Source organism: Brevibacillus fulvus (assembly GCF_016908525.1).
Classification (GTDB): Bacteria; Bacillota; Bacilli; order Brevibacillales; family Brevibacillaceae; genus Brevibacillus_G; species Brevibacillus_G fulvus.
Genome location: NZ_JAFBEB010000004.1, coordinates 150,963 through 171,707 on the forward strand (window position 1 = coordinate 150,963; position 20,745 = coordinate 171,707).

Consider the following 20,745-nt stretch of genomic DNA (forward strand, 5'->3'; position numbering starts at 1 on the left):
CGGCTTAAAATGATCTATCTTCACTCAACCCATATTGAGCGAAAAACTGGTCGCGAAAATCGCCCAGTCGATCTTCCTTGATCGCTTCTCTTACTTGCTCCATCAATTTGATCAAAAAGTGCAAATTGTGGTAAGTCGTCAGTCGAATGCCAAACGTCTCTTCCGCTTTGATCAAATGGCGAATATAGGCTCGCGTGTAATTTTTACATGTGTAGCAATCGCAAGCCGGATCAAGCGGGGTAAAATCTCTGGCATATTTGGCGTTGCGGATGACCAATCTGCCCTGGCTTGTCATGCATGTCCCATTGCGCGCAATCCGGGTTGGCAAAACGCAGTCAAACATGTCGATGCCGCGAATCGCCCCCTCAATCAAAGCATCCGGCGAACCGACGCCCATCAGGTAGCGCGGTTTTTTGTCGGGCAACAAGGGCACTGTATAATCAAGCACTTCATACATCAGAGAGAAAGGCTCGCCAACGCTGAGTCCCCCGACAGCGTACCCTGGGAAATCAAGCGAAACGAGATCTTTGGCACTCTGTTCCCGCAAATCCCGATACATTCCCCCCTGCACAATTCCAAACAGCGCCTGTTCATCCGGGCGCTCATGGGCGCGCAAGCAGCGTTCCGCCCAGCGGGTCGTTCGTTCCATCGACTTCTTCACATAATCGTATTCAGCCGGATAAGGAGCGCATTCGTCAAAGGCCATAAAAATATCGGCGCCGAGCGCGTTTTGAATCTGGGTGGCTTCCTCCGGGCCAATGAACAGCTTTTCCCCGTTCAGATGGGAACGAAAGGAAACCCCTTCTTCTGTAATCTTACGCAAATTGCTCAAACTAAATACTTGAAACCCACCGCTATCCGTAAGAATCGCTCCGGGCCAATTCATAAAGGAATGCAGCCCGCCGGCCTCCCGAACGATTTCATGTCCCGGCCGCAAAAACAAATGGTAGGTGTTGCTAAGGATAATTTTTGCGCCCATCTGCTGCAATTCTTCCGGACTCATCGTCTTTACTGTGGCTTGCGTGCCCACAGGCATAAAGACAGGCGTTTCGATGGTGCCGTGCGGCGTATGTAATTTACCTAATCTGGCTCCTGTCTGTTTACACGTTTTGATTAACTCGTAGCGAACTGCCAATCTTTTGCACTCCTCAGGATAGACTTATGTCTTATCTATTATAGTTGGAACTGTATAGAATCACAAGTTATACCAATCAAAGGCTGCCAACATCCGTTGACAGCCTCACCAGTCAGATGATCAACATCGCATCGCCAAAGCTGAAAAAGCGATATTCTTGTTCAACCGCACTTTTATAAGCTTGGAGAATATGTTCCCTTCCGGCCAAAGCGCTGACCAGCATCACCAACGTTGATTTCGGCAAATGAAAATTGGTCAGCAAACCGTCAATCACTTTAAACTCATATCCAGGGTAAATAAAAATGTCTGTCCATCCGGAGCAGGCTTCCAGTTGACCGTTTCGTTCACTGCCCACCGTTTCCAGCGTCCGGCATGAGGTTGTGCCGATCGCGATCACGCGTTTTCCTGCAGCTTTGGCCTGCTTGATCAGCGCCACCGTTTCTTCGGACATCTCATAGTACTCGGAGTGCATCACATGCTCTTCGATCTTGTCTGCGCTGACCGGACGGAATGTCCCCAATCCGACGTGCAGTGTTATATAAGCCAGCTTGACGCCCTTTTCCTCAAGTTTTGCCAAATACTCCTTGGTAAAATGCAAGCCTGCAGTAGGCGCTGCGGCAGAGCCGCTTTCCCGGGCGTAAACGGTCTGGTAGCGCTCTTTGTCCTCAAGCTGTTCATGAATATAAGGAGGAAGCGGCATCGAGCCCAACCGCTCGAGAATTTCGTAAAAAATCCCTTCGTAGGAAAACTTGATGATGCGCCCGCCGCTTTCTGTCACCGCTTCGCAAGTGCAGCGCAGCAAACCGTCCCCAAAGCTGATTTCCGTTCCCGGCTTGACTCGTTTGCCCGGCTTCACCAGCGTCTCCCAGCGGTCATCCCCCAGTGATTTGAGCAGCAAGACCTCAATCTTGGCCCCGGTATCCACTTTTTCACCGATCAACCGCGCCGGAAGCACCCGGCTGTCATTCAGCACGAGCACATCTCCCGCTTCCAAATATTCAATCAGATCCACAAAGCGGCGATGCTCTATTTCTCCTGTTTGTTTATGCAACACCAGCAAACGGGAGGCAGTCCGTTCTGCCAGCGGATGTTGTGCGATCAAACGTTCCGGTAAATAAAAATCAAACTGTTGTACGTCCACTTCAATAGCTCCTTACGTTATTCAATCTGCTTCAATTTTAATCCCTGTATAATAGTGTTTCAGAATCTCTTTATAGTCATACCCTTGTTCAGCCATCGCCTTGGCGCCGTACTGCGAAACACCCAGGCCGTGGCCGTAACCGTAACCGCGGATCAAATACTGCTGGCTTTTGGAAGCCACTCGCCACTCGCCCTGCGGATTGAAAATCAGGAATTGTCCGGCAGAGCCGTTCGCGGGAGAAGCTACTTTCGTATCGGCACCGATTGCGTGCAGTTCCTCATCCGCATCCGGAAGCGAGCTTGTCCGTCCATTTGCCCCGAGGACGCTAACCGTGCCCAGCTCTTCGATGGAAAACTTCGTACTGCGCAAAGCGTTGCCATTTTCCGCAAAAATCGAACGATGGGCATCCGGCGACGGCACTTTCAATACTGTTCCGTTGGCTTCCATTTGCAGCACACGTCCCGATGGGCCTCGTTCCGTCACTTCCAGACTGTTCAATGAGCCGCTGATTTGCGGGCCATTGTTCCGCGCCTGGCTGGCGTTGATCATACTCTTCATCTCCGCGGGCGTGTACGGCCCTCGCGTCCAGCTGAACGCATTTTCTTCGAGTTCCTGACCGATGATGGCAACCTCCGCCCCGCGCGTCAACGTGGTCAATACGCGATGGTAGGTAGTGCTCGAACCAGCTCGCAAGTTAATCAGCTCGCTGCTCACCTGGCCAAGCTGCAGTCCCGCTGGATTCGTCTCCCCGGTCAGCTGCACCAGATCAGAGCGGATATAACCGGTCGTCCCATCATGAAGGGCTACCAGATACCAGAGCTTGGCAGCAGCCAGTGGGGCGGTGTCATTGCTTGACACCGGTTTTGCATAAGGCACGGCGTTGCCCCATACCTCTGTACCGTCCGCTGTTTCTCCGCCGGCATTGGAATAAAAGAAGGGCTCGATCGGTTTCCCTTGATAGGTGATAATTTCTCCTTCCGTTTTGTCGACCGCCCTGCGGATATCGGCTGCCTCCAGATTGTAACCGTAGTACGCCTGCTCCGTCACCGTATCAGACAGATCGGCCACACCGTACTTGTTGTTCATGGTAACGGCGCGCGTCCGGGCCAAAACGGCCTGGACCTTGAGCGCCTCCTGCGGCCAGCCGGTTTGCATTTCGGAACCGACCACGCCGTACAAATATTCTTCCAAAGGAAGTTCATTTACGACCGTCAGATGTCCTTTATATTCGGAAAGTTCAATCTCCCCCCGATACCGTCGGCCGCTTCGCTCTTCCACAGTGATCAACTCGGTGCCGCTCCCCTTTTTCGGAGCAACCAGCAGTTTCGATTGCTGGGAAAACGCATATTTGGTCATGCTTTCGCAGCTATTGCCGCCAGCCAGCACTTCCGTTCGCAGCAACGCGTACTCCGGTTCATTCGCTTGCGAAAACGCGAGGTTCGGAAACTTTGCCTTGGCTTCCTGCCTGATCGTATCCAATGCGCTCACCGAAGCTGCCTCGCCGACCCAGACCGCATACTTCGTATTGCCGTTTTTATTGATGACAACCGGATAGGCATCCAAACCTGAATGATCGAGTACCTCCTCCCAATTCTCCGCATCTTTCAGCGAAGAAAACGTTCCCGCTTCCAAATGGAAGGGACCTTTTAATGTCGGTTGCAGATTGGCCGCCTGTTGAACCGCAGCCGCTTTGGCGCTGGCAGCCTGCGGCGTCGCGTACGAACCGCTCGTTACCTGATAGACGGTCTTGCCGTCCTTCTGCGCCAGTTCGATCGATGCCGGCAACCCGTGTTGACTGAGTTTTTGGGCTACTTGTTGTGCATAGGTGAAACTGCTCGTCTCCGCTGCGAGATAATGATACTCGTCTACCGTAAATCGGGCAGTCGTCTCTTTCCCGCCGGAAAGTTTTGCTGAACGATCGTCGGCAAAAGATATGCTTAATCCGTTGTCACTGGACAAAGTTACCGCCGGCACCGTTCCACGGTAACCGAACCCGGCATCAATAAACAATGCGACGCGTATATCCTTTCCCGCTGCTTCCGCTCGATCGGTTGCCATGGGAAAGAGCAGCATGCACCCGGCCAACAGGCCCAGCTTCTTCCAACTCTTGTTCATGATGTTTCCCCATTTCTCTGCCATTCTGTTCGCTTTTCCCAGTTTCCGCTCGAAACCACTTGCACCTTTTTGTTTTTCGACAAATTTCCTGTGCTTTCCTGCTTATTTCCGAAAGAAAAAGACTATCGACAGCGGCGCGATAGTCTCAGATTGAAGACAAAGCAGTTTTCTTGTGTGAGAAACGGACGCTCTCCTCGCTTCGACTCCGCTCTTTGTCCGCAAGCAAACAGACAAGAGCGTTCACGCTGATCCGTTTTTCTTTATTTGAACAAGCGAAACAGGTAACTGATTAAGGAGAGAATCACGCTGATCACGATACACGTCACAACGGGAAAATAAAAGCGGACGTTCTCTTTTTCCACGGCAATATCTCCCGGAAGTCTGCCTAACGGAAGATATTTTCCGCCAATTTGCCAAAGCACCCCGATAATCACCAACACCACTCCGCCAATGATCAACAGTTTGGCTACCGGATTCATTGTTTCATCTCCCGCCCGAAATGTTGATAGGCCGCCCCGGTGACCGTCCGTCCGCGAGGCGTGCGCTGCATAAACCCGATTTGCATCAGATAGGGCTCATACACATCTTCAATCGTTTGCCATTCTTCTCCTATTGTAGCCGCAATCGTATCCAATCCAACCGGCCCTCCGGAAAATTTGTCAATGATCGCCAACAGCAGTTTGTGGTCGATATGGTCCAGTCCGCAGGAATCAACCTGCAGCCGGGTCAAGGCTTCGTTGGCGATCTCTTCTGTAATCACCCCTTCGCCCTGCACCTGGGCAAAATCGCGAACCCGCTTCAGCAAGCGATTGGCAACACGGGGGGTTCCCCGCGAACGTTTGGCAATCTCGATCGCTCCGCCTTCTTTAATGCCGATCTGCAAAATATCGGCAGCGCGGGTAACGATAAAGGCCAATTCCTCCACAGTGTAGTAGTCCAGCCGGTTGACAACGCCGAACCGGTCGCGCAAAGGCGCAGACAGCATCCCGGCGCGCGTGGTCGCCCCGATCAAGGTAAACGGCGGCAGTTCCAGGCGAACACTGCGGGCGCTCGGTCCTTTCCCGATAATAATATCAAGGGCAAAATCCTCCATCGCCGGATACAATACCTCTTCCACGCTGCGATTGAGACGATGGATTTCATCGATAAACAACACGTCGCCTTCTTGCAGGTTAGTCAGCAAGGCGGCGAGGTCACCCGGCCGCTCGATGGCCGGTCCCGATGTTGTCCGGATGCTGACCCCCAGCTCATTGGCAATAATTTGCGACAAGGTCGTTTTGCCCAACCCTGGCGGTCCGTAGAGCAGGACGTGATCAAGAGCTTCTTTCCGCAGCTTGGCTGCTTCGATAAACACCTTGAGGTTTTCCTTGACCTGTCGCTGTCCGATATATTCAGCCAAAAAACGGGGGCGCAAACTTAATTCATGCTCATCCTCCCATTGCATGTTGGTCGTTATGATCCGATCGTCCATCTGCTCATCCCCTCATCATCATGGCCAAACCTTGTTTGATCAGTTGTTCCACGTTTGCTCCGCCATCCGCCAGTTCACGCAAGGAAAGCTTGACTTTTTGCAGTTCCGCTTCCGTGTAGCCCAGCGCTTCCAACGCTTCCAGCGCTTCCGCGAACTCACCTTTCCGTACATCAGCGGCGTAATCTGCTGCCGGAATGATCGCCGACGGAGTAAAACCTTGCAATTTGTCTTTCAAATCGAGCACCATTCGCTGCGCGGTTTTCTTGCCGATTCCCGGGAATTTGGTCAAATAGGCCACGTTCTCCTGCTGTACCGCCAAGACGATCTGTTCCGGCGTTGCCGCGGCCAAAATGGCCAACGCTCCTTTCGGGCCAATCCCGCTGACATCAAGCAGCTTGCGAAACAGATCCCGCTCATCGCGTGTCGCAAAGCCGTACAGCAAAATCGCATCTTCCCTGACATGATGATGGGTATAAAAGCGGCGTTTCTTATTTTCATCCTGCACAAACAGATAGGGATTCGGACAAAAAAGGCGATAGCCGATCCCGGAGGTCTCCACGACAACGTAATCACTATCCAGATATGCGACATTTCCCTCGACGAAATCGATCATTTATGTACACCTTCCACAATCTTGGTAAAATTACGAAATTGCGCATGCGTGACGGCAATTCCCAGTGCATCGGCGACATCATCCGGCTTCGGTACTTCTTTTAAGTGCAGCAGCAGCCGGATCATTTCCTGAATTTGTTTTTTATCTGCTCCGCCATAACCGGTCACGGCCTGCTTGACCTGCAGCGGCGTATATTCGTAAACAGGGACGCCTGCCAACTCGGCCGCCAGCAAAATGACGCCGCGCGCTTGGCCCACGGTAAAGGCGGTGGTCACATTGCGATTAAAAAACAGCTTCTCAACCGCCATCTCTTCCGGTTGATAAGTCGCTAGAATCTCCTGCATCGCTTCAAAAATTTGCTTGAGACGCAACGGAACAGGCAAACCCGCTTCCGTTTGAATACTGCCATATTGAATAGGTTTGAGCTGGCTCCCCTGCTTTTCCAATACCCCAAAACCCACAATGGCAATACCGGGGTCAATTCCCATAATCCGCATAAGACACGCTCCGTTTTTTCTTTTATCTTTTAACTGTACCATATTCCCGACAAAAAGCGAACATGCATTTCCGTTTCATTCAAAACTCTTACAGCGAAAAGGCCTAACCCTGTTGGGGTTAGGCCTATACGGCGTCCTAGTGTTTGTTCATTCCCAGTGCATCCATGTAGTCGTGCTGCATGTGAGCATATTCGTCAACACCTGCTTGCATCTGTTCATTGATTTCATTGATGCGACGAAAATCCAACTGGTTATGCCCCTGGTTTAACTGAACATACAAACGCTGGTGGAATTGGTCTTTATAGCTTCCTCGTGGTCGCGAAGACATCCAAAAGACTCCTCCTTGTCACGCCGTATGCAAACAGTATGTGACAAGCGCCTGCTGTTTATGTAAGTTTGAGGATGTTTCTTAATGATGTCCGTCGGCTGCGCCCAGCTGAAATTCACCGTATGTCGACAAAACGCTGTTATATTCAGCCAAGTCCCTTACCCGTATGCCCTGAAACAACAAATCTACCTCTTCTTTCGGTAAAGTGGCCTTCATCCGTTCCGTGTTGATCTGATAGAAAGTCTGAATGACATCCTGCTCTTGCGGCAATCCGTTAAACAGCGTCAGCATCCCGTCCGGCGTCAAGCCGAAGTAACCGTTTGCTTTGCAGGCTGGCGCGAGATCGTTTTCCCGTTTCAGCAAAATCAGCTTTTGCGGTTCCGAGGTAATAATCTCCCAGCCGGCGTAATTCGTCAACGACTGGGCCAGTTTATCGTACGGGATCTGCACATGCTCCTCATCTTTGAGCCCGCACAAATACGTCCGAGCCAGCACCAGGTCAAAATGCCGGCTCTGCGGCTGCCAAACGATGTTCACTTCCGCGGTCTGCCCGGAGACTGATTGTTCTGATCCTTTGTTATACAGGTAGACACCGCCGCCGGCGAGCAAAGCAACAAACAGCACGACCGAGATGCTGCTGTACATTCTCAATTTTTTCATCGCATTCAAACCCCTTTAATGCTTTTATTAACCCAGTCTAGCCAATGTAAAAAAACCGTATACTTCCAATCTAGTGTCTACCATCTACTGGAAAGCTATGTTAAGATTACGGTGAATTATATTTTCTAATAATTTGGGGGATTGTAATGAGAAAAATTGGCAAAAAGCAGATTGTCTTCAGTTTGCTTGCAACCACACTGATTGCCAGCTCTTTGGCCTTCCCATTGGTTCCGGCCAGCGCTGCAGGCGAGTCTACACTTCATCTGAGACTGCTTGAAACGACAGACATCCATACCAACATCGTGAACTATGATTACTACCAGGACAAGTCGACGGATGAATTCGGTCTGGCGAAAACCGCCACATTGATCAAAGCGGCGCGAGAGGAAGCCAAAAACAGCTTGCTGTTCGATAACGGCGATTTGATCCAAGGAAACCCGCTGGGTGATTATGTAGCAAAAGTACAACCGCTAAAAGACGGCGAAATTCATCCGGTGTACAAAGCGATGAATTTGCTGGATTATGACGCGGGAAACATCGGGAACCATGAATTCAACTTTGGATTGGATCACCTGCAACGCAGTCTGAAAGGTGCCAATTTTCCATACGTCAATGCCAATGTGTATATTGACGACAAAGACAATGACCCTGCCAACGACAAAAACTATTTCACTCCATACCAGATACTGGAGAAAACATTCAAGGATGACAACGGCAACGATGTCACGCTCAAAATTGGCGTGATCGGCTTCGTACCGCCGCAAATTACCAATTGGGACAAATCCAATTTGGAAGGCCAAGTAATTGCCAAGGATATTGTGGAGACGGCCAACAAATATATTCCGGAAATCAAGGCGAAAGGCGCAGATCTGATCGTTGCCATCCCTCACTCCGGTTTGGGCAACACAGAAGCGAGCGGCATGGATGAAAATGCCACCTATTTGCTCAGCAAAGTGGAAGGCATTGATGCGATCCTGTATGGCCATACGCATACGACCTTCCCGGGAAAAGGCTATGACGAGATTCCGGGCGTAGACAATGCAAAAGGAACGATCAACGGCGTCGCTGCTGTACAACCCGGATACTGGGGCAACCATCTGGGGATTATCGACCTGACTTTGGTACAGGAAAACGGCAAATGGAAAGTGGCCGATTCCCAGTCGACCGTCAAGCCGATTTATGACGCTGTCAACAAGAAAGCGCTGGTAGACGCCGATCCGAAAATAATCGAAGCGGTCAAGGCGGATCATGATCATACGGTCGAGTGGGTGCGCTCTGCGGTGGGCACGACGGCAGCCCCGATCCAAAGCTTCTTTGCGCTGGTGCAGGATGATCCTTCGATCCAGATCGTGACCAATGCGCAAAAATGGTATGTGGAAAAGAATATCAAAGGAACCGAATATGAAAATATCCCGGTGCTGTCAGCAGGTGCTCCGTTTAAAGCAGGCGGACGCAACGGCGCCAGCTATTATACAAACATTCCGGCTGGAACGATCGCGATCAAAAACGTGTCCGACTTGTACGTCTATCCAAACACCGTAAAAGCCGTACTGTTAAATGGCGCCCAAGTGCAAGAATGGCTGGAACGTTCTGCGGGTCAATTCAACCAAATCGATCCGAAGAAAACTGAAGAGCAACCGTTGGTCAACGATGCGTTCCCAACCTATAACTACGATGTAATCGATGGGGTTTCCTACGAAATTGATGTGACTCAACCGGTTCGCTATGATCTGGATGGCAAACTGGTTAATCCGGACGCACACCGGATCAAAAACTTGTCCTTTAACGGAAAACCGGTAAACCCTGAAGACAAATTCATCGTCGTCACAAACAACTATCGCGCGGGCGGCGGCGGCAACTTCCCAGGTCTTGACGGCAAAAACATCATCATTGATTCGCCGGATGAAAACCGTCAAGTAATCATCGATTACATCCTGGAGAATAAAACAATCAATCCAACAGCCGATAACAACTGGAGCTTCACACCAATTCAAGGAAAAGTGAACGTGACCTTTACCACTTCTCCGCAAGCGCAAGCGTTTGCTGAAAAACTGACTAACATCCAGTTCATCAACACCCAACCGGATGGTTTTGCCAAATATTCGATTGATCTCTCCCAAAAATAATTCATTTGCACCACAGGAAAAAAGCTGATGACTACCGACGTCATCAGCTTTTTTTATCCGATAATCCGGTAATTCTCCCAAGCGGGATGGCCAAAGATCTCCGCTTCAGCCCGTAAAAACCGTTCTCGCGCCTGCCGCAAACTCCGCTCCAGCATGACAAGTTGACTTACACCGCGCAGCATAAAGCCGGAACGTCGCGCATACAGTCCGGCAACTTCTCGCAAAAAGTTGTCCGGAAAACGCAGCAGTTGATGAATCGTCCAAATTTGGCTGTCGCTTAACGGCTTGAGTTTTGTATAAGCTTCCATGGCTTCTTGAAAAGCGGAAACGGCATATCCTTGCAACAGCAGCATTCGGCCGAAAAATTGCACCAAATCGACGAGTTGCATATCGGAAGCAACGGTATCAAGATCAATGAGATAGCTGACTCCTTCCGCATCAATCAAGAAATTATGACTGGCCAAATCCCGGTGAGCCAATGTCCCCTTCGTCACCGCCTGATCCATTTCCGCTTTCAGCGGCAATGCTCCGGCATGATTCAGAACATCCCAACTATTTTCTCTCGTTTCTTTGGCCATCGCCAGAATCACTTGTTCCAAACGGTTTTGCGGCCCGCGCCGGGCAATCGCTGCGGTTATCTTTTCAAAATAGCGAATCCGATCTTCCCATTTGTCGAGGAGTGGTATTTTCCCGGCCAGCATTTCGTGAGACGCCGGAAATCCCTCCGCGGCCAAATGGAAGCGGGCAAGCGCCGTGGCCGCTTTCCGGACATCGGTCAATGTGACGAAGCTCGCTTCCCGTCCCGGTATCTCTTTCATGACGGTGTAGTAACGATTCCCCAGCGGCAATACTTTTTGTCCGCCGGAATGCGTAACATAGTGAACCGTATGATAAAATCCGTTGTCAAACAGTTGATCGGAAAGCTGTGTGACCCATTCGGCCTTCTCTCTTTGCCGATAGCCCTTAATAATCCATACGCCTCTGTCCGTCTTGGCGATATAAACATTTCGCCGCGCTTTCAGTCCATAAATTCGACAACGATACGCCTTCTGCAATCCGGTGAATAGCGTCTTTTCCATAGCCGTTCACTTACTTTAACAAGATTCATCATCATGCTCATCAGATTGCTCCCAATCGGGCCAAACTTCGCTGGAAGGCACGTGCGGCATATTTGGCATAGGAGAATAATAGTAGCTGATTGATTCTGAATAAGAACTTTCCGTCATCCGGCTGCTGTCGCCAGGCCTAGGACCAGCAGGCGGTTGGTAAGGATAGGTGTACGGATTTGGCATCGTGCTCATTCTTTGTTGCGCTCTTCCCCCGCAACGGCCGCCGCAACCGCCACAACCACAACCGCAATCTTGTTGCAAATCTTTATCCATGCCCATGCTCTCCGGTTGTCGAGTAGGCTGCTGGAGCGGTGGACACAACGGCATTAAATAGGGGGCTGTCGGCATTCCTGCGGTTGGCGGTTGACGAAGCGCGAATGACCGCTGCTGCTCGTTGAATGGCGGAAGAGGAGAAAAGTACGGTTGCGGTGTCGTCGGCGCAAACGATTGGAACGGCGGGAAAATCGGCGCCTGGGCTGGTGGCATGATCGTTTGCGGAGAAATCATCGACTGAAATGGAACGGGCGGCTGCGGCGGCATGATCGGCGGTCGTTGCGGCGGTTGTACGGGTGCTTGCGGCATCAGCGGCGGCTGGAACGGCGGCTGTACGGGCGCTTGCGGTGCAATCATCGGCGGCTGGAACGGCGGCTGTACGGGTGCTTGCGGCATCAGCGGCGGCTGGAACGGCGGCTGTACAGGCGCTTGCGGTGCAATCATCGGCGGCTGGAACGGCGGCTGTACGGGTGCTTGCGGCGCGATCATTGGCGGTTGCTGCGGCGGTTGTACGGGTGCTTGCGGCATCAGCGGCGGCTGGAACGGCGGCTGTACGGGTGCTTGCGGCATCAGCGGCGGCTGGAACGGCGGCTGTACAGGCGCTTGCGGCGCGATCATTGGCGGTTGCTGCGGCGGTTGTACGGGTGCTTGCGGCATCAGCGGCGGCTGGAACGGCGGCTGTACAGGCGCTTGCGGTGCAATCATCGGCGGCTGGAACGGTTGTACGGGCGGTTGCGCGGGCGCTTCCGGGACAGGAATATATGGGACTTGCGGAATCACAGGAAATTGCGGAAACGGCTGGGCGGGCGGAATCGCCTCCATCTCCGGCACTTCTGTTGTCGGCGGCAATTCGGGCAGTGGCGTAATATCCCCCGTGTCAGGAGCTTGTTCTGTCTCCAAAGTTGGCGGTTGCTGCGCCGGTAAATTGAACTGCTCAGTTTCCTGAGTTGGCTGCTCCTCCGGCAGATTCGGCAACGGCAGCGGCCTTCTGTTCTCCGCTTTCTCCTGCTCACGCGGAAGGATGGGAACCTGGTCCGTCGGTACTTTAATTTTCATCCCCGGGGCAATTAAGTCAGGGTTTTTTAGTTCGTTGTTTGCACGGAGCAACTCTTTATAATCGACTCCATACTTTTGAGCGATTTTCCACATGGTGTCGCCTTTTTGAACAATATGAATTTTCACGCCTTAATTCTCCTTCCTGACTAAAACTACCTTATCATGGTATGCACCCATGGGCCGTTTGCTCTCCCCTCTGCCAAAATAATCTCCGCCAGTGTCCCGCGTCTTCACCGCGTTCTTTTCTCCCTTGGCACAAAAAAAACTGCCGATCTAAGTCGGCAGCTCCGTTTGCAGACAAACCTGTGTGTTGTGGTGCATGAAGGGCCGTTTCTGCGAATCCGAGCGACTTTCAAAGCCCGGTCCAACGAACGGTTTGGCTCGGGGAATCAGCGGCGCAACTTTTTGTACAGTCCCCTCGACCGAAGCGAGCGGTTCATAAGCTAATCGATCGTTACGCCCTCTTTCTCTACCCGCTGACGAAACTCTTGCAGCAATTGTCCGGTTACCTGACCGGGTTTGCCGTCTTTAATGCGGCGACCGTCCACTTCGATGACCGAAATGACTTCAGCAGCAGTACCCGTCAAAAAAACCTCATCCGCCACATAGACATCGTGACGGGTAAACGGTTCTTCCTTTACGACATATCCTAACTGCTGAGCTATTTCGATGATCACCTGTCTCGTAATCCCTTGCAATGCGCCAATATACGCGGGCGGTGTGTACAAGATTCCTTTTTTGACAAGAAAGACATTATCTCCGGACCCTTCGGCGACGTATCCTTCGCGGTTTAACATCAACGCTTCGCTCACACCTGCTTGTGCCGCTTCCATCCGTACCAAAATATTATTCAAGTAATTTAGCGACTTGATTTTGGGATTCAATGCATCCGGTGTATTTCTTCGCGTAGGCACGGTAATGATGCGCAGGCCTGTTTCATACAACTCCCGGGGAAACAAGCTTAACTGTTCGGCAATAATAATCACACTGGGAGTTGGGCAGCTTCTGGGATCCAGCCCGAGATTGCCGGTGCCGCGGGAAACCACGAGGCGAATATAGGCATCACGCAGATTGTTTCGGCGTACGGTCTCGACCACTAGCTGACACATTTCCGCAGGAGTGTGCGGAATTTGCAACAAGATGGAGAGAGCCGATTCATACAGCCGCTCAATGTGTTCCTCCAATCGGAAAATGTTTCCGTTATACGCGCGAATCCCCTCAAAAATGCCATCCCCATACAAAAAGCCATGATCATATACCGATATTTTTGCGTTTTCTTTGCAGACAAATTCTCCATTTAAATAAATCAGCTGCTCCGACATGCGATTCCCTCCACCAGGTTATTTGCGCGTTTTTCATTCACGAAATATTCAGAGTTTGCCCACAATTATAACCTGGAGAAGGGATGGCGTCAAATGTTAGGAGAATAAGCGCCGCCGCCGTCTTCGCGGTGGTTCTTCGGCAACCGGCACCGATTTGACTCGCCATTGACTGATCAAATCCTGGACTGCCGGATTGCTTAACAGATTCAGCCACTCGCTCAGTTTAGCTGGATCAATGTTGCTGAGCAGGCTCGGTTTATTTTCCCCCTTGCTTTTCACACTTGCTTCCGCATTGCTCTTCTTCAGTTCATTCACCTGTTTTTGCAGTTCATCCACCTGTTTTTGCAGATTTTTGCGGGAACTCGCGACCTTGGCCTTCCCTTTTTTCTGCTTGGTCATTCTTCTTCCACCTTCTCCCTCCAAATCAGTTTGCAAGACAGGAAACGATTCGGACAGCATGGTCTTTGGACCTAGTTGACACTCAATGAATTTGCTTCCCTATTTTATGAAGTAACTTTGGGACTGGATTGGGTATTGGTACAATTCTCGAGAATTGGGCAAGATTGCGAGCAGACGAAAATGTTCGGGCAAAATCCATTCCAAGCGATCCGGAAAACGGCCAAATAAAAAGGTTGCCGAGTTCCTTCTCGACAACCAAGAGAGATTTGTTTAACAAGTGATCATATGAATATATCGCGGATATGTGCCCAATGGCCGGACCTGGCAACCAAGCGCCTCTATTTCAGCAAAAGCTCCCGGCAGCAAGACGTCGTCCATTTTTTGTTCGATATCGATCACGAAATAATAGCTTCCCAAGCCTTTTTTGGTCGGGCGTGACTCAATCCGCGACAAGTTGATTTTGCGCCAGGCAAAAGCTGCCAAAACTTGGTGAAGTGCTCCAGGAAAGTCTTCTGGCAAAGTCACCAAAATCGTCGTTTTTTCCACATCGGAAGGCAACAAACTGATTTGCTGTTTCCCTACCAAGACGAACCGGGTGTAATTGTTAGAATAGTCTTGAATGTTTTGCTGAGCAAACATCAGCGGATAAATTTCCGTATTCAGCCGATTTCCGATCGCCGCCCAGCGTTCCTCCGGATGACTGCCGACCATTTGTGCAGCCAGCGCGGTACTGTTGGTATATTCAATTTCGGCTTGCGGTAAATGTTCTTTCAGGAAGCGATGGCACTGAGCGACCGCATGCGGATGAGACAGCACCTTGGTAATGGCGGAAAAGGGCAACGGAACCTCGTTTCTGGCAACAAGCAGATGCTGGGAAATTGGCAAAGCCAGCTCCGCCAAAATCGGCATTTCCACTTCGTTAATCAACCAATCCAAAGTCAGATTGACCGTTCCTTCAATGGAATTCTCCAAAGGGACGATTCCAAAATCAACTTCTTCCGATGCCGCAGCCTTCAACGCATCAATGATCGTGGGATACGGATAGTAGCTCGCTTCCAGATGCGCGGTCATCAAACGCGCCGCTTCTTCGGAAAAAGTACCACGAGGCCCAAGAAAAGCAAACTTTTTCATGTTTCTCTCCTATCCATCAAGCTGGTTATTAACGGTTATATTTTCGACACTTGTACCCCATCATTGTCTGGCAAGAGCGTTAAGGTTTGATAGCCAACCTGATGTTTAACCATGATCCGATCGACAAACGATAACAGCTGTTGCCGATTTGTTTCCCCCGTATAAAAGCAAATAATGGTAGGACCGGCACCACTGAGGGCAGCTCCCCACGCGCCATGCTCGGCCGCGGAAGCGAGAATTTCGCTTAAACCGGGTACCAATTGCGCTCGATACGGTTGATGGAGACGATCCTGCATGGCACTTGCCAACAAATCCAGCCGTCCTTGTGCCAATGCAGCCACGAGCAAACTACTGTGACCCACATTATAAATCATATCCTCTTTTCTGTACAGGTCGGGTAAAACCGTACGTGCCTTCTCCGTAGACAGCCAGAAATCGGGAATCACCGCCAGAGCGTGAAGTTGCTCGGGAGCGGTGAAACGAACATACGGAACGGCCGCTTGTTCCGTATCGGGCATCGTTGCCACCACGAATCCGCCAAACAGAGAGGCGCCGACATTATCGGGATGTCCTTCCAGCCGGCAAGCCATCGCAAACAGTTGCTCGCGGGTGAAAGGTTCGTCGAGCAAAGCATTGGCCGAGACCAATGCGCCGACAATCGCGGCCGCGCTGCTGCCTAACCCCCGTGTTAATGGAACGGTTGATTCCACTTCAAACAGCAGTTCGGGAGCAGGGCGTCCGGCCTCTGCAAACAGTTGGGCGGCAATTTGATACAGCAGGTTGCTTTTGTCGGTCGGCAGTTTGTCCAGTTCCGGTCCGTTCATTCTTATTTCCGTTTTCTCGGCATAACGCAGTTCAATCGTCGTGTACAACTGAAAAGCCATGCCAAGCGTATCAAAACCCGGCCCCAGGTTGGCCGTGCTGGCCGGCACGATTACGCGAACTTTATTCATACCGTCACATCCCTGCAGACTCGATGATTTGCATGACAGCTTCCTGCGTAGCGGGAACTGCTTTTGGTTCAGCGGCAACTGTTTTTAAGGCAATGTTCGGGTCTTTCAGGCCATTTCCTGTCAATACGCAAACAACGGTAGAGCCAGCGGCCAAGTTTCCGGCTTTGTGCAGTTTCAAGACACCAGCCAACGACGCGGCGGAAGCAGGTTCGCAGAATACCCCTTCGGAGCGGGCCAGCAATCTGTACGCTTCCAAGATTTCTTCATCGGTCACCGCTTCAAACAAGCCGTCGGATTCGCGGACAGCAGCGATAGCTCCTTCCTTGCTGGCAGGATTGCCAATTCGGATCGCAGTTGCTACCGTTTCCGGATGTTCCACGGTCTCTCCTTTGACCAGCGGAGCTGCACCAGCAGCCTGGAAGCCATACATATGCGGCAATTTTCCGCTTTTCCCAGCTTGATGATACTCTTTGAATCCCTTCCAATAAGCCGTGATGTTCCCGGCATTGCCGACGGGGATGGCCAAAATGTCCGGAGCGCTGCCAAGAGCATCGCAAATTTCAAAGGCAGCTGTCTTTTGCCCTTCGATCCGGTACGGATTGACAGAATTGACCAGCGTAATCGGGTGGGTAGCGGTGATTTCGCGAACAATCCGCAGCGCCTCGTCAAAATTGCCGTCAATGGCGATCACTTCTGCACCGTAAGCAATCGCCTGGGCCAGTTTGCCCAAAGCGATGTTTCCGCTGGGAATCAGCACGATGCAGCGCAATCCCGCCCGAGCGGCATAAGCAGCAGCGGCAGCGGACGTATTGCCGGTAGACGCGCACATGATTGTGTTGCTGCCTTCCTCGATCGCTTTGGCCACGGCCATGACCATGCCGCGATCTTTGAATGAACCGGTCGGATTTAACCCTTCATATTTAACGTATAGATTCAATCCCAATTCCTTAGATAGTCGATCCGCATAAATCAGCGGCGTATTTCCTTCATGCAAGCTCAAATGAGGGGTCCGTTCGTTGACCGGCAAAAACTCCCGATACCGCTCGATGATCCCCGCTTGCCGATTCCCAATCGCATTCATTCCGTTTCTCCTCCTTCAACTCGATAGACGCTTTTGATTTCATTGACCACTGCCAACTCTTCAAGTATGGCGATAACCTCATCCATGTCGCGTTTTGCTGCCTGATGGGTAACCATGACAATTTCCGCTTCGCCTTCACGGTATGGCTGCTGCAAGACCTGCCCCAAACTGATATTTTTCTCGGATAGCAGTTGCGTGATTTGGGCAAGCACGCCTCGCTCGTCGCGGACGATAATCCGCAAAAAGTAACGGGAATATTTTTCGCTGTCCGCCTTCAAAATTTTCTCCTTGTAAGGTCCGACCATCCCGCGCCCATTGACGCCAAGCTTCATGTTTTTAACCACGGTCACCAGATCGGAAACAACAGCTGTCGCGGTCGGCAGTTCCCCCGCTCCCGGACCGTAAAACATCGTTTCCCCGACGGCTTCCCCGTACACATAGACGGCATTAAAGACGCCGTTGACCGTCGACAGCGGATGGGAGGTATGCACCATCGTAGGCTGTACGCTCACTTCAATCGCATCGTCATCGCGCTGGGCCATTCCCAGCAGCTTAACTTCATAGCCCAGCTTTTTGCCATAGGCAATATCCGCCTTGGAAACACCGCTGATCCCTTGGACGCTCACATCTTCGAGATTTACCGGCACGTGAAAGCCCAATGTGGCCAAAATGGCCATTTTGCGGGCGGCATCAAAGCCTTCCACGTCGGAAGTCGGATCGGCCTCGGCATAGCCCAAAGCCTGCGCTTCTTTCAACACCTCAGCATAGTCGGCACCTTCGCGGCTCATTTTGGTCAAAATGTAGTTGGTTGTTCCATTGACAATCCCCATCATTTTTTTAATCCGGTCAGAAGAAAATCCTTCAACCAAGGCCCGCAAAATCGGGATACCGCCGCCAACGCTCGCTTCATAAAAGACGTCGCAGCCTTTTTCCTGCGCTTTTTGCAAAATCTCTCCGCCATGCAGCGCCATCAAATCTTTGTTGGCTGTGACCACATGTTTGCGGTTGTCCAAAGCGGCCAAAATGTAATCTTTGGCAGGCTGGATTCCGCCGATCACTTCCACGATCACATCGATTTCCGGATCTTCGAGCAGTTCCCGCGGATCCTCGGTAATCAACCGCTGCATTGTCGCAATGCCGCGGCCTTTGCTTTTATCCTGAACCAGAATTTTCTTGATTTGAATGCTGACTCCGGTTTGTTTTTGCAAGTCTTCCTGATGGGCCTCGATCAAGCGCACCACACCTGTCCCAACCGTACCAAATCCCATCAGTCCCACTTTTACAATCTGCTTCTCCATCTCTTCTTCCTCCTCTGTTTGTTTCATTTATCCCCTTCCAACAATCATGGCCTTGCGCACGCCGTTTATTTGCTGCAAGCCATCAAGGAATTCTGTACTGGAGACTCGCAAGTGCGCCATATCGATCGACATTGAAGCATTGGCGATACCCTGCAACGGAATCGTCTGATTGATCGTCAACACGTTTCCGCCTTGATCTGCAACATACTGCAATACTTTGGACAATATCCCGGACCGATGATCAAGCGCAAAAGTCACCGTCATGATCTTTTCGCTCATCATCGCATTAAACGGAAAGATACCGTCTTTATACTTGTAAAACGCACTGCGGCTTAATCCAACGCGTTCAACAGCCTCGTTTACTGTTTCCGCCTCTCCCGAATCAAGTAACTTTTTGGCTTCAATCGTTTTGGCGATGGACTCGGGAAGGATGTCAGAGCTGATCAAGTAAAACTTTTCTTGCTTCCCCATGTGTCCTCCTTATAAAAACAACTGTTCATTTATAGAGGACATTATATACAATCATCCTTATGCTGGCAATGTTATTTTTATATTTTTATAAATTGCTAAACAAAATTAACGTAAAGGTTAAATTTATTTCGCCTGCGCACACTACCGATATCGCTGTCAAAAGTGAGGTGAAACCTATGGGAGGCCGTGGAAAAATGGATAAATCCCGCCGGCGCAACAATTATCCGCCGGCAAAGCCGAGTGACCTTGACCAGTTTGGTGCAGAGATGCGCGGGAAGAAAATTGCTTCGCCGCAAGAGGCAAGCAACGCAGCTGAAAATAATGAGTAAGGTCGCCGGACACGATTCCTCTTGAAAAGGTAACCAGGATCTTGTATCTTAGTTGTATGAATATTGAACTAATGGAAGCCAATGAACAGCGAGTCAAGATTTTTAAAGCGTTAGCTGATCCAACGCGCATTGAGATCGTTCGCACTCTGTTTCTGGCGAAAAAAGAGCTGGCTTGCGGGGAGGTAGGGGGTATTTGTGCTGTCTCGAAATCAAACGCCTCCTATCATTTCCGTACGTTGCGCGAAGCTGGTCTGATCAAGGTGCGCAAACATGCGCAAACCAAATATACGACGTTGGACGAAGCAACACTCCGGAAATATTTGCCTGGGTTCCTTGAAACATTGTTGTGACAAGGAACCTTTTTTCATTCATTTAGTTGAATAATCATAAAACGAAACAACTAAATGCCGGCGGACACCATTTTTCCGCGCGTGATGATCTGGCCGCACTCTTTCTCGACACCTGCAGGCGTGACGATCGCTGGGCTGAGCCAATCAACGATGGATTCAGCAACGGCCGTATAACGAAAAAAACACGCAGCGCGCATAACGCCCACTGCGTGTCAATTGTATTTGATTTATGATTTACTGCTGCCGTGCAACGTTTGATAGTAGTCCTGCAGCATCTTCTTGAACTTCGGTTCAATACTGGTGATTGTTACCATTACGCGCACAGAACCATCGACAAACTCTTTCTCCACCACTTGTGCCATGGCAACCAATTCCTGCTTCGACTTCGGCAGGAAAAATGATAAATTCAGGTATTCTCCCTTGGCTAAATAACCATCTGTCCCCAGCAACAATTTGAATGGCGAAAAGCCGAGCAAAATCGCTTCTCCCTGTTCCTCGATCGGTTTTGCCCCCATTACTTTGTACGGAACAGAGATAATATAGTCCGATTTGACCAAAGGCAGGTCTGCATTCTGCTGAATCTGAATGCTGAGCGGAAGCATCCTTAAAAAGAGGATCGGCCACATTAGCTGCTCCTGGACCACCTCCATATGAATGGCAATCCGATTTACAGCCGTCTCCAAATTCAAGATCAGCTCGCTGCCCAGCATGGAACTGACGGCTCCTTTATCGAGCTGGCAGGAGACAATCAATTGATTTTCCTTGCCATGTTCGATCATTGCCGACCACGAATCTTTCCGCTGAGGATTCACCAGGTTGACCTGTGTTCCTCGTTCCAGTTGTTTGGCGGATATCAGTGATGATAGAGAAGGAGTCACACTCATGTT

Annotated in this window: 23 protein-coding genes; 3 read left to right on the plus strand and 20 right to left on the minus strand. The window is 50.8% G+C overall.

Translation table 11 applies throughout. The features are described 5' to 3' along the window. Positions 1-4: 4 nt before the first annotated feature. The 9 genes from tgt to JOD01_RS07830 all read right to left on the minus strand — a co-directional run bounded on the left by tgt (position 5) and on the right by JOD01_RS07830 (position 7,960). On the minus strand, positions 5-1,135 hold the full coding sequence (gene tgt / locus JOD01_RS07790) for a tRNA guanosine(34) transglycosylase Tgt (RefSeq protein ID WP_204517697.1): 1,131 nt from the start codon (positions 1,133-1,135) through the stop codon (positions 5-7). Between the two features lie 112 nt (positions 1,136-1,247). After that, positions 1,248-2,276, minus strand: coding sequence for a tRNA preQ1(34) S-adenosylmethionine ribosyltransferase-isomerase QueA (queA, locus tag JOD01_RS07795; protein WP_204517698.1), 1,029 nt, complete (start codon positions 2,274-2,276; stop codon positions 1,248-1,250). 21 nt (positions 2,277-2,297) lie between these two features. Next, positions 2,298-4,391 carry a SpoIID/LytB domain-containing protein gene (locus JOD01_RS07800; RefSeq protein WP_204517699.1) on the minus strand — a complete coding sequence of 698 codons (2,094 nt, stop codon included), beginning with the start codon at positions 4,389-4,391 and terminating at the stop codon, positions 2,298-2,300. 260 nt (positions 4,392-4,651) lie between these two features. Then, complete coding sequence (locus tag JOD01_RS07805) at positions 4,652-4,870, minus strand: DUF2905 domain-containing protein (RefSeq protein WP_204517700.1); 219 nt, start codon at positions 4,868-4,870, stop codon at positions 4,652-4,654. After that, the gene (gene ruvB / locus JOD01_RS07810) at positions 4,867-5,862 is read right to left on the minus strand and encodes a Holliday junction branch migration DNA helicase RuvB (protein ID WP_204517701.1); all 996 of its coding nucleotides are present in this window, start codon (positions 5,860-5,862) and stop codon (positions 4,867-4,869) included. The genes JOD01_RS07805 and ruvB overlap by 4 nt, the downstream gene beginning before the upstream one ends. Before the next feature lie 4 nt (positions 5,863-5,866). Then, positions 5,867-6,475 (minus strand): Holliday junction branch migration protein RuvA, encoded by a 609-nt coding sequence (gene ruvA / locus JOD01_RS07815; RefSeq protein ID WP_204517702.1) that lies wholly within the window; start codon positions 6,473-6,475, stop codon positions 5,867-5,869. Beyond that, positions 6,472-6,972 (minus strand): crossover junction endodeoxyribonuclease RuvC, encoded by a 501-nt coding sequence (gene ruvC / locus JOD01_RS07820; protein ID WP_204517703.1) that lies wholly within the window; start codon positions 6,970-6,972, stop codon positions 6,472-6,474. The genes ruvA and ruvC overlap by 4 nt, the downstream gene beginning before the upstream one ends. Positions 6,973-7,108: 136 nt before the next feature. After that, on the minus strand, positions 7,109-7,300 hold the full coding sequence (locus JOD01_RS07825) for a hypothetical protein (protein ID WP_204517704.1): 192 nt from the start codon (positions 7,298-7,300) through the stop codon (positions 7,109-7,111). Between the two features lie 81 nt (positions 7,301-7,381). Continuing rightward, on the minus strand, positions 7,382-7,960 hold the full coding sequence (locus tag JOD01_RS07830) for a BofC C-terminal domain-containing protein (RefSeq protein WP_239565302.1): 579 nt from the start codon (positions 7,958-7,960) through the stop codon (positions 7,382-7,384). 146 nt (positions 7,961-8,106) lie between these two features. Between JOD01_RS07830 and JOD01_RS07835 the strand changes: the two genes are divergently transcribed. Then, complete coding sequence (locus JOD01_RS07835; RefSeq protein WP_204517705.1) at positions 8,107-10,086, plus strand: bifunctional 2',3'-cyclic-nucleotide 2'-phosphodiesterase/3'-nucleotidase; 1,980 nt, start codon at positions 8,107-8,109, stop codon at positions 10,084-10,086. Between the two features lie 53 nt (positions 10,087-10,139). Here JOD01_RS07835 and JOD01_RS07840 read toward each other — a convergent pair whose 3' ends face one another. The 9 genes from JOD01_RS07840 to JOD01_RS07880 form a co-directional block, all read right to left on the minus strand. Then, positions 10,140-11,165, minus strand: a complete 1,026-nt coding sequence (locus tag JOD01_RS07840) for a phosphotransferase (RefSeq protein ID WP_204517706.1) — start codon at positions 11,163-11,165, stop codon at positions 10,140-10,142. Between the two features lie 15 nt (positions 11,166-11,180). After that, positions 11,181-12,650, minus strand: a complete 1,470-nt coding sequence (locus JOD01_RS19845; protein ID WP_204517707.1) for a SafA/ExsA family spore coat assembly protein — start codon at positions 12,648-12,650, stop codon at positions 11,181-11,183. 317 nt (positions 12,651-12,967) lie between these two features. Next, complete coding sequence (gene ilvE / locus JOD01_RS07850; RefSeq protein ID WP_204517708.1) at positions 12,968-13,846, minus strand: branched-chain-amino-acid transaminase; 879 nt, start codon at positions 13,844-13,846, stop codon at positions 12,968-12,970. Between the two features lie 96 nt (positions 13,847-13,942). Next, positions 13,943-14,245, minus strand: a complete 303-nt coding sequence (locus tag JOD01_RS07855) for a hypothetical protein (RefSeq protein WP_204517709.1) — start codon at positions 14,243-14,245, stop codon at positions 13,943-13,945. A 270-nt stretch (positions 14,246-14,515) separates the two neighbouring features. Further along, positions 14,516-15,376 (minus strand): prephenate dehydratase, encoded by an 861-nt coding sequence (gene pheA / locus JOD01_RS07860; protein ID WP_204517710.1) that lies wholly within the window; start codon positions 15,374-15,376, stop codon positions 14,516-14,518. Positions 15,377-15,411: 35 nt separating this feature from the next. Further along, positions 15,412-16,329, minus strand: coding sequence for a homoserine kinase (gene thrB, locus JOD01_RS07865; RefSeq protein ID WP_204517711.1), 918 nt, complete (start codon positions 16,327-16,329; stop codon positions 15,412-15,414). Between the two features lie 4 nt (positions 16,330-16,333). Beyond that, a complete protein-coding gene (gene thrC / locus JOD01_RS07870) occupies positions 16,334-17,410 on the minus strand; it encodes a threonine synthase (protein ID WP_204517712.1) in 1,077 nt (358 codons plus the stop codon). Next, a complete protein-coding gene (locus JOD01_RS07875; protein ID WP_204517851.1) occupies positions 17,407-18,708 on the minus strand; it encodes a homoserine dehydrogenase in 1,302 nt (433 codons plus the stop codon). The genes thrC and JOD01_RS07875 overlap by 4 nt, the downstream gene beginning before the upstream one ends. Positions 18,709-18,735: 27 nt before the next feature. Further along, a complete protein-coding gene (locus tag JOD01_RS07880) occupies positions 18,736-19,179 on the minus strand; it encodes an ACT domain-containing protein (protein ID WP_204517713.1) in 444 nt (147 codons plus the stop codon). Positions 19,180-19,373: 194 nt separating this feature from the next. Here JOD01_RS07880 and JOD01_RS19850 point away from each other — a divergent pair, with 194 nt between their 5' ends. Continuing rightward, positions 19,374-19,508, plus strand: a complete 135-nt coding sequence (locus JOD01_RS19850; RefSeq protein WP_275581934.1) for a hypothetical protein — start codon at positions 19,374-19,376, stop codon at positions 19,506-19,508. 56 nt (positions 19,509-19,564) lie between these two features. Beyond that, positions 19,565-19,858, plus strand: a complete 294-nt coding sequence (locus JOD01_RS07885; RefSeq protein ID WP_204517714.1) for an ArsR/SmtB family transcription factor — start codon at positions 19,565-19,567, stop codon at positions 19,856-19,858. A 50-nt stretch (positions 19,859-19,908) separates the two neighbouring features. Here the strand turns inward: JOD01_RS07885 and JOD01_RS07890 are convergent, their stop codons facing one another. Both JOD01_RS07890 and JOD01_RS07895 read right to left on the minus strand, forming a co-directional pair. After that, positions 19,909-20,055, minus strand: a complete 147-nt coding sequence (locus JOD01_RS07890) for a hypothetical protein (RefSeq protein ID WP_204517715.1) — start codon at positions 20,053-20,055, stop codon at positions 19,909-19,911. 30 nt (positions 20,056-20,085) lie between these two features. Further along, the gene (locus JOD01_RS07895; protein ID WP_204517716.1) at positions 20,086-20,742 is read right to left on the minus strand and encodes a PilZ domain-containing protein; all 657 of its coding nucleotides are present in this window, start codon (positions 20,740-20,742) and stop codon (positions 20,086-20,088) included. Between the last annotated feature and the right edge of the window lie 3 nt (positions 20,743-20,745).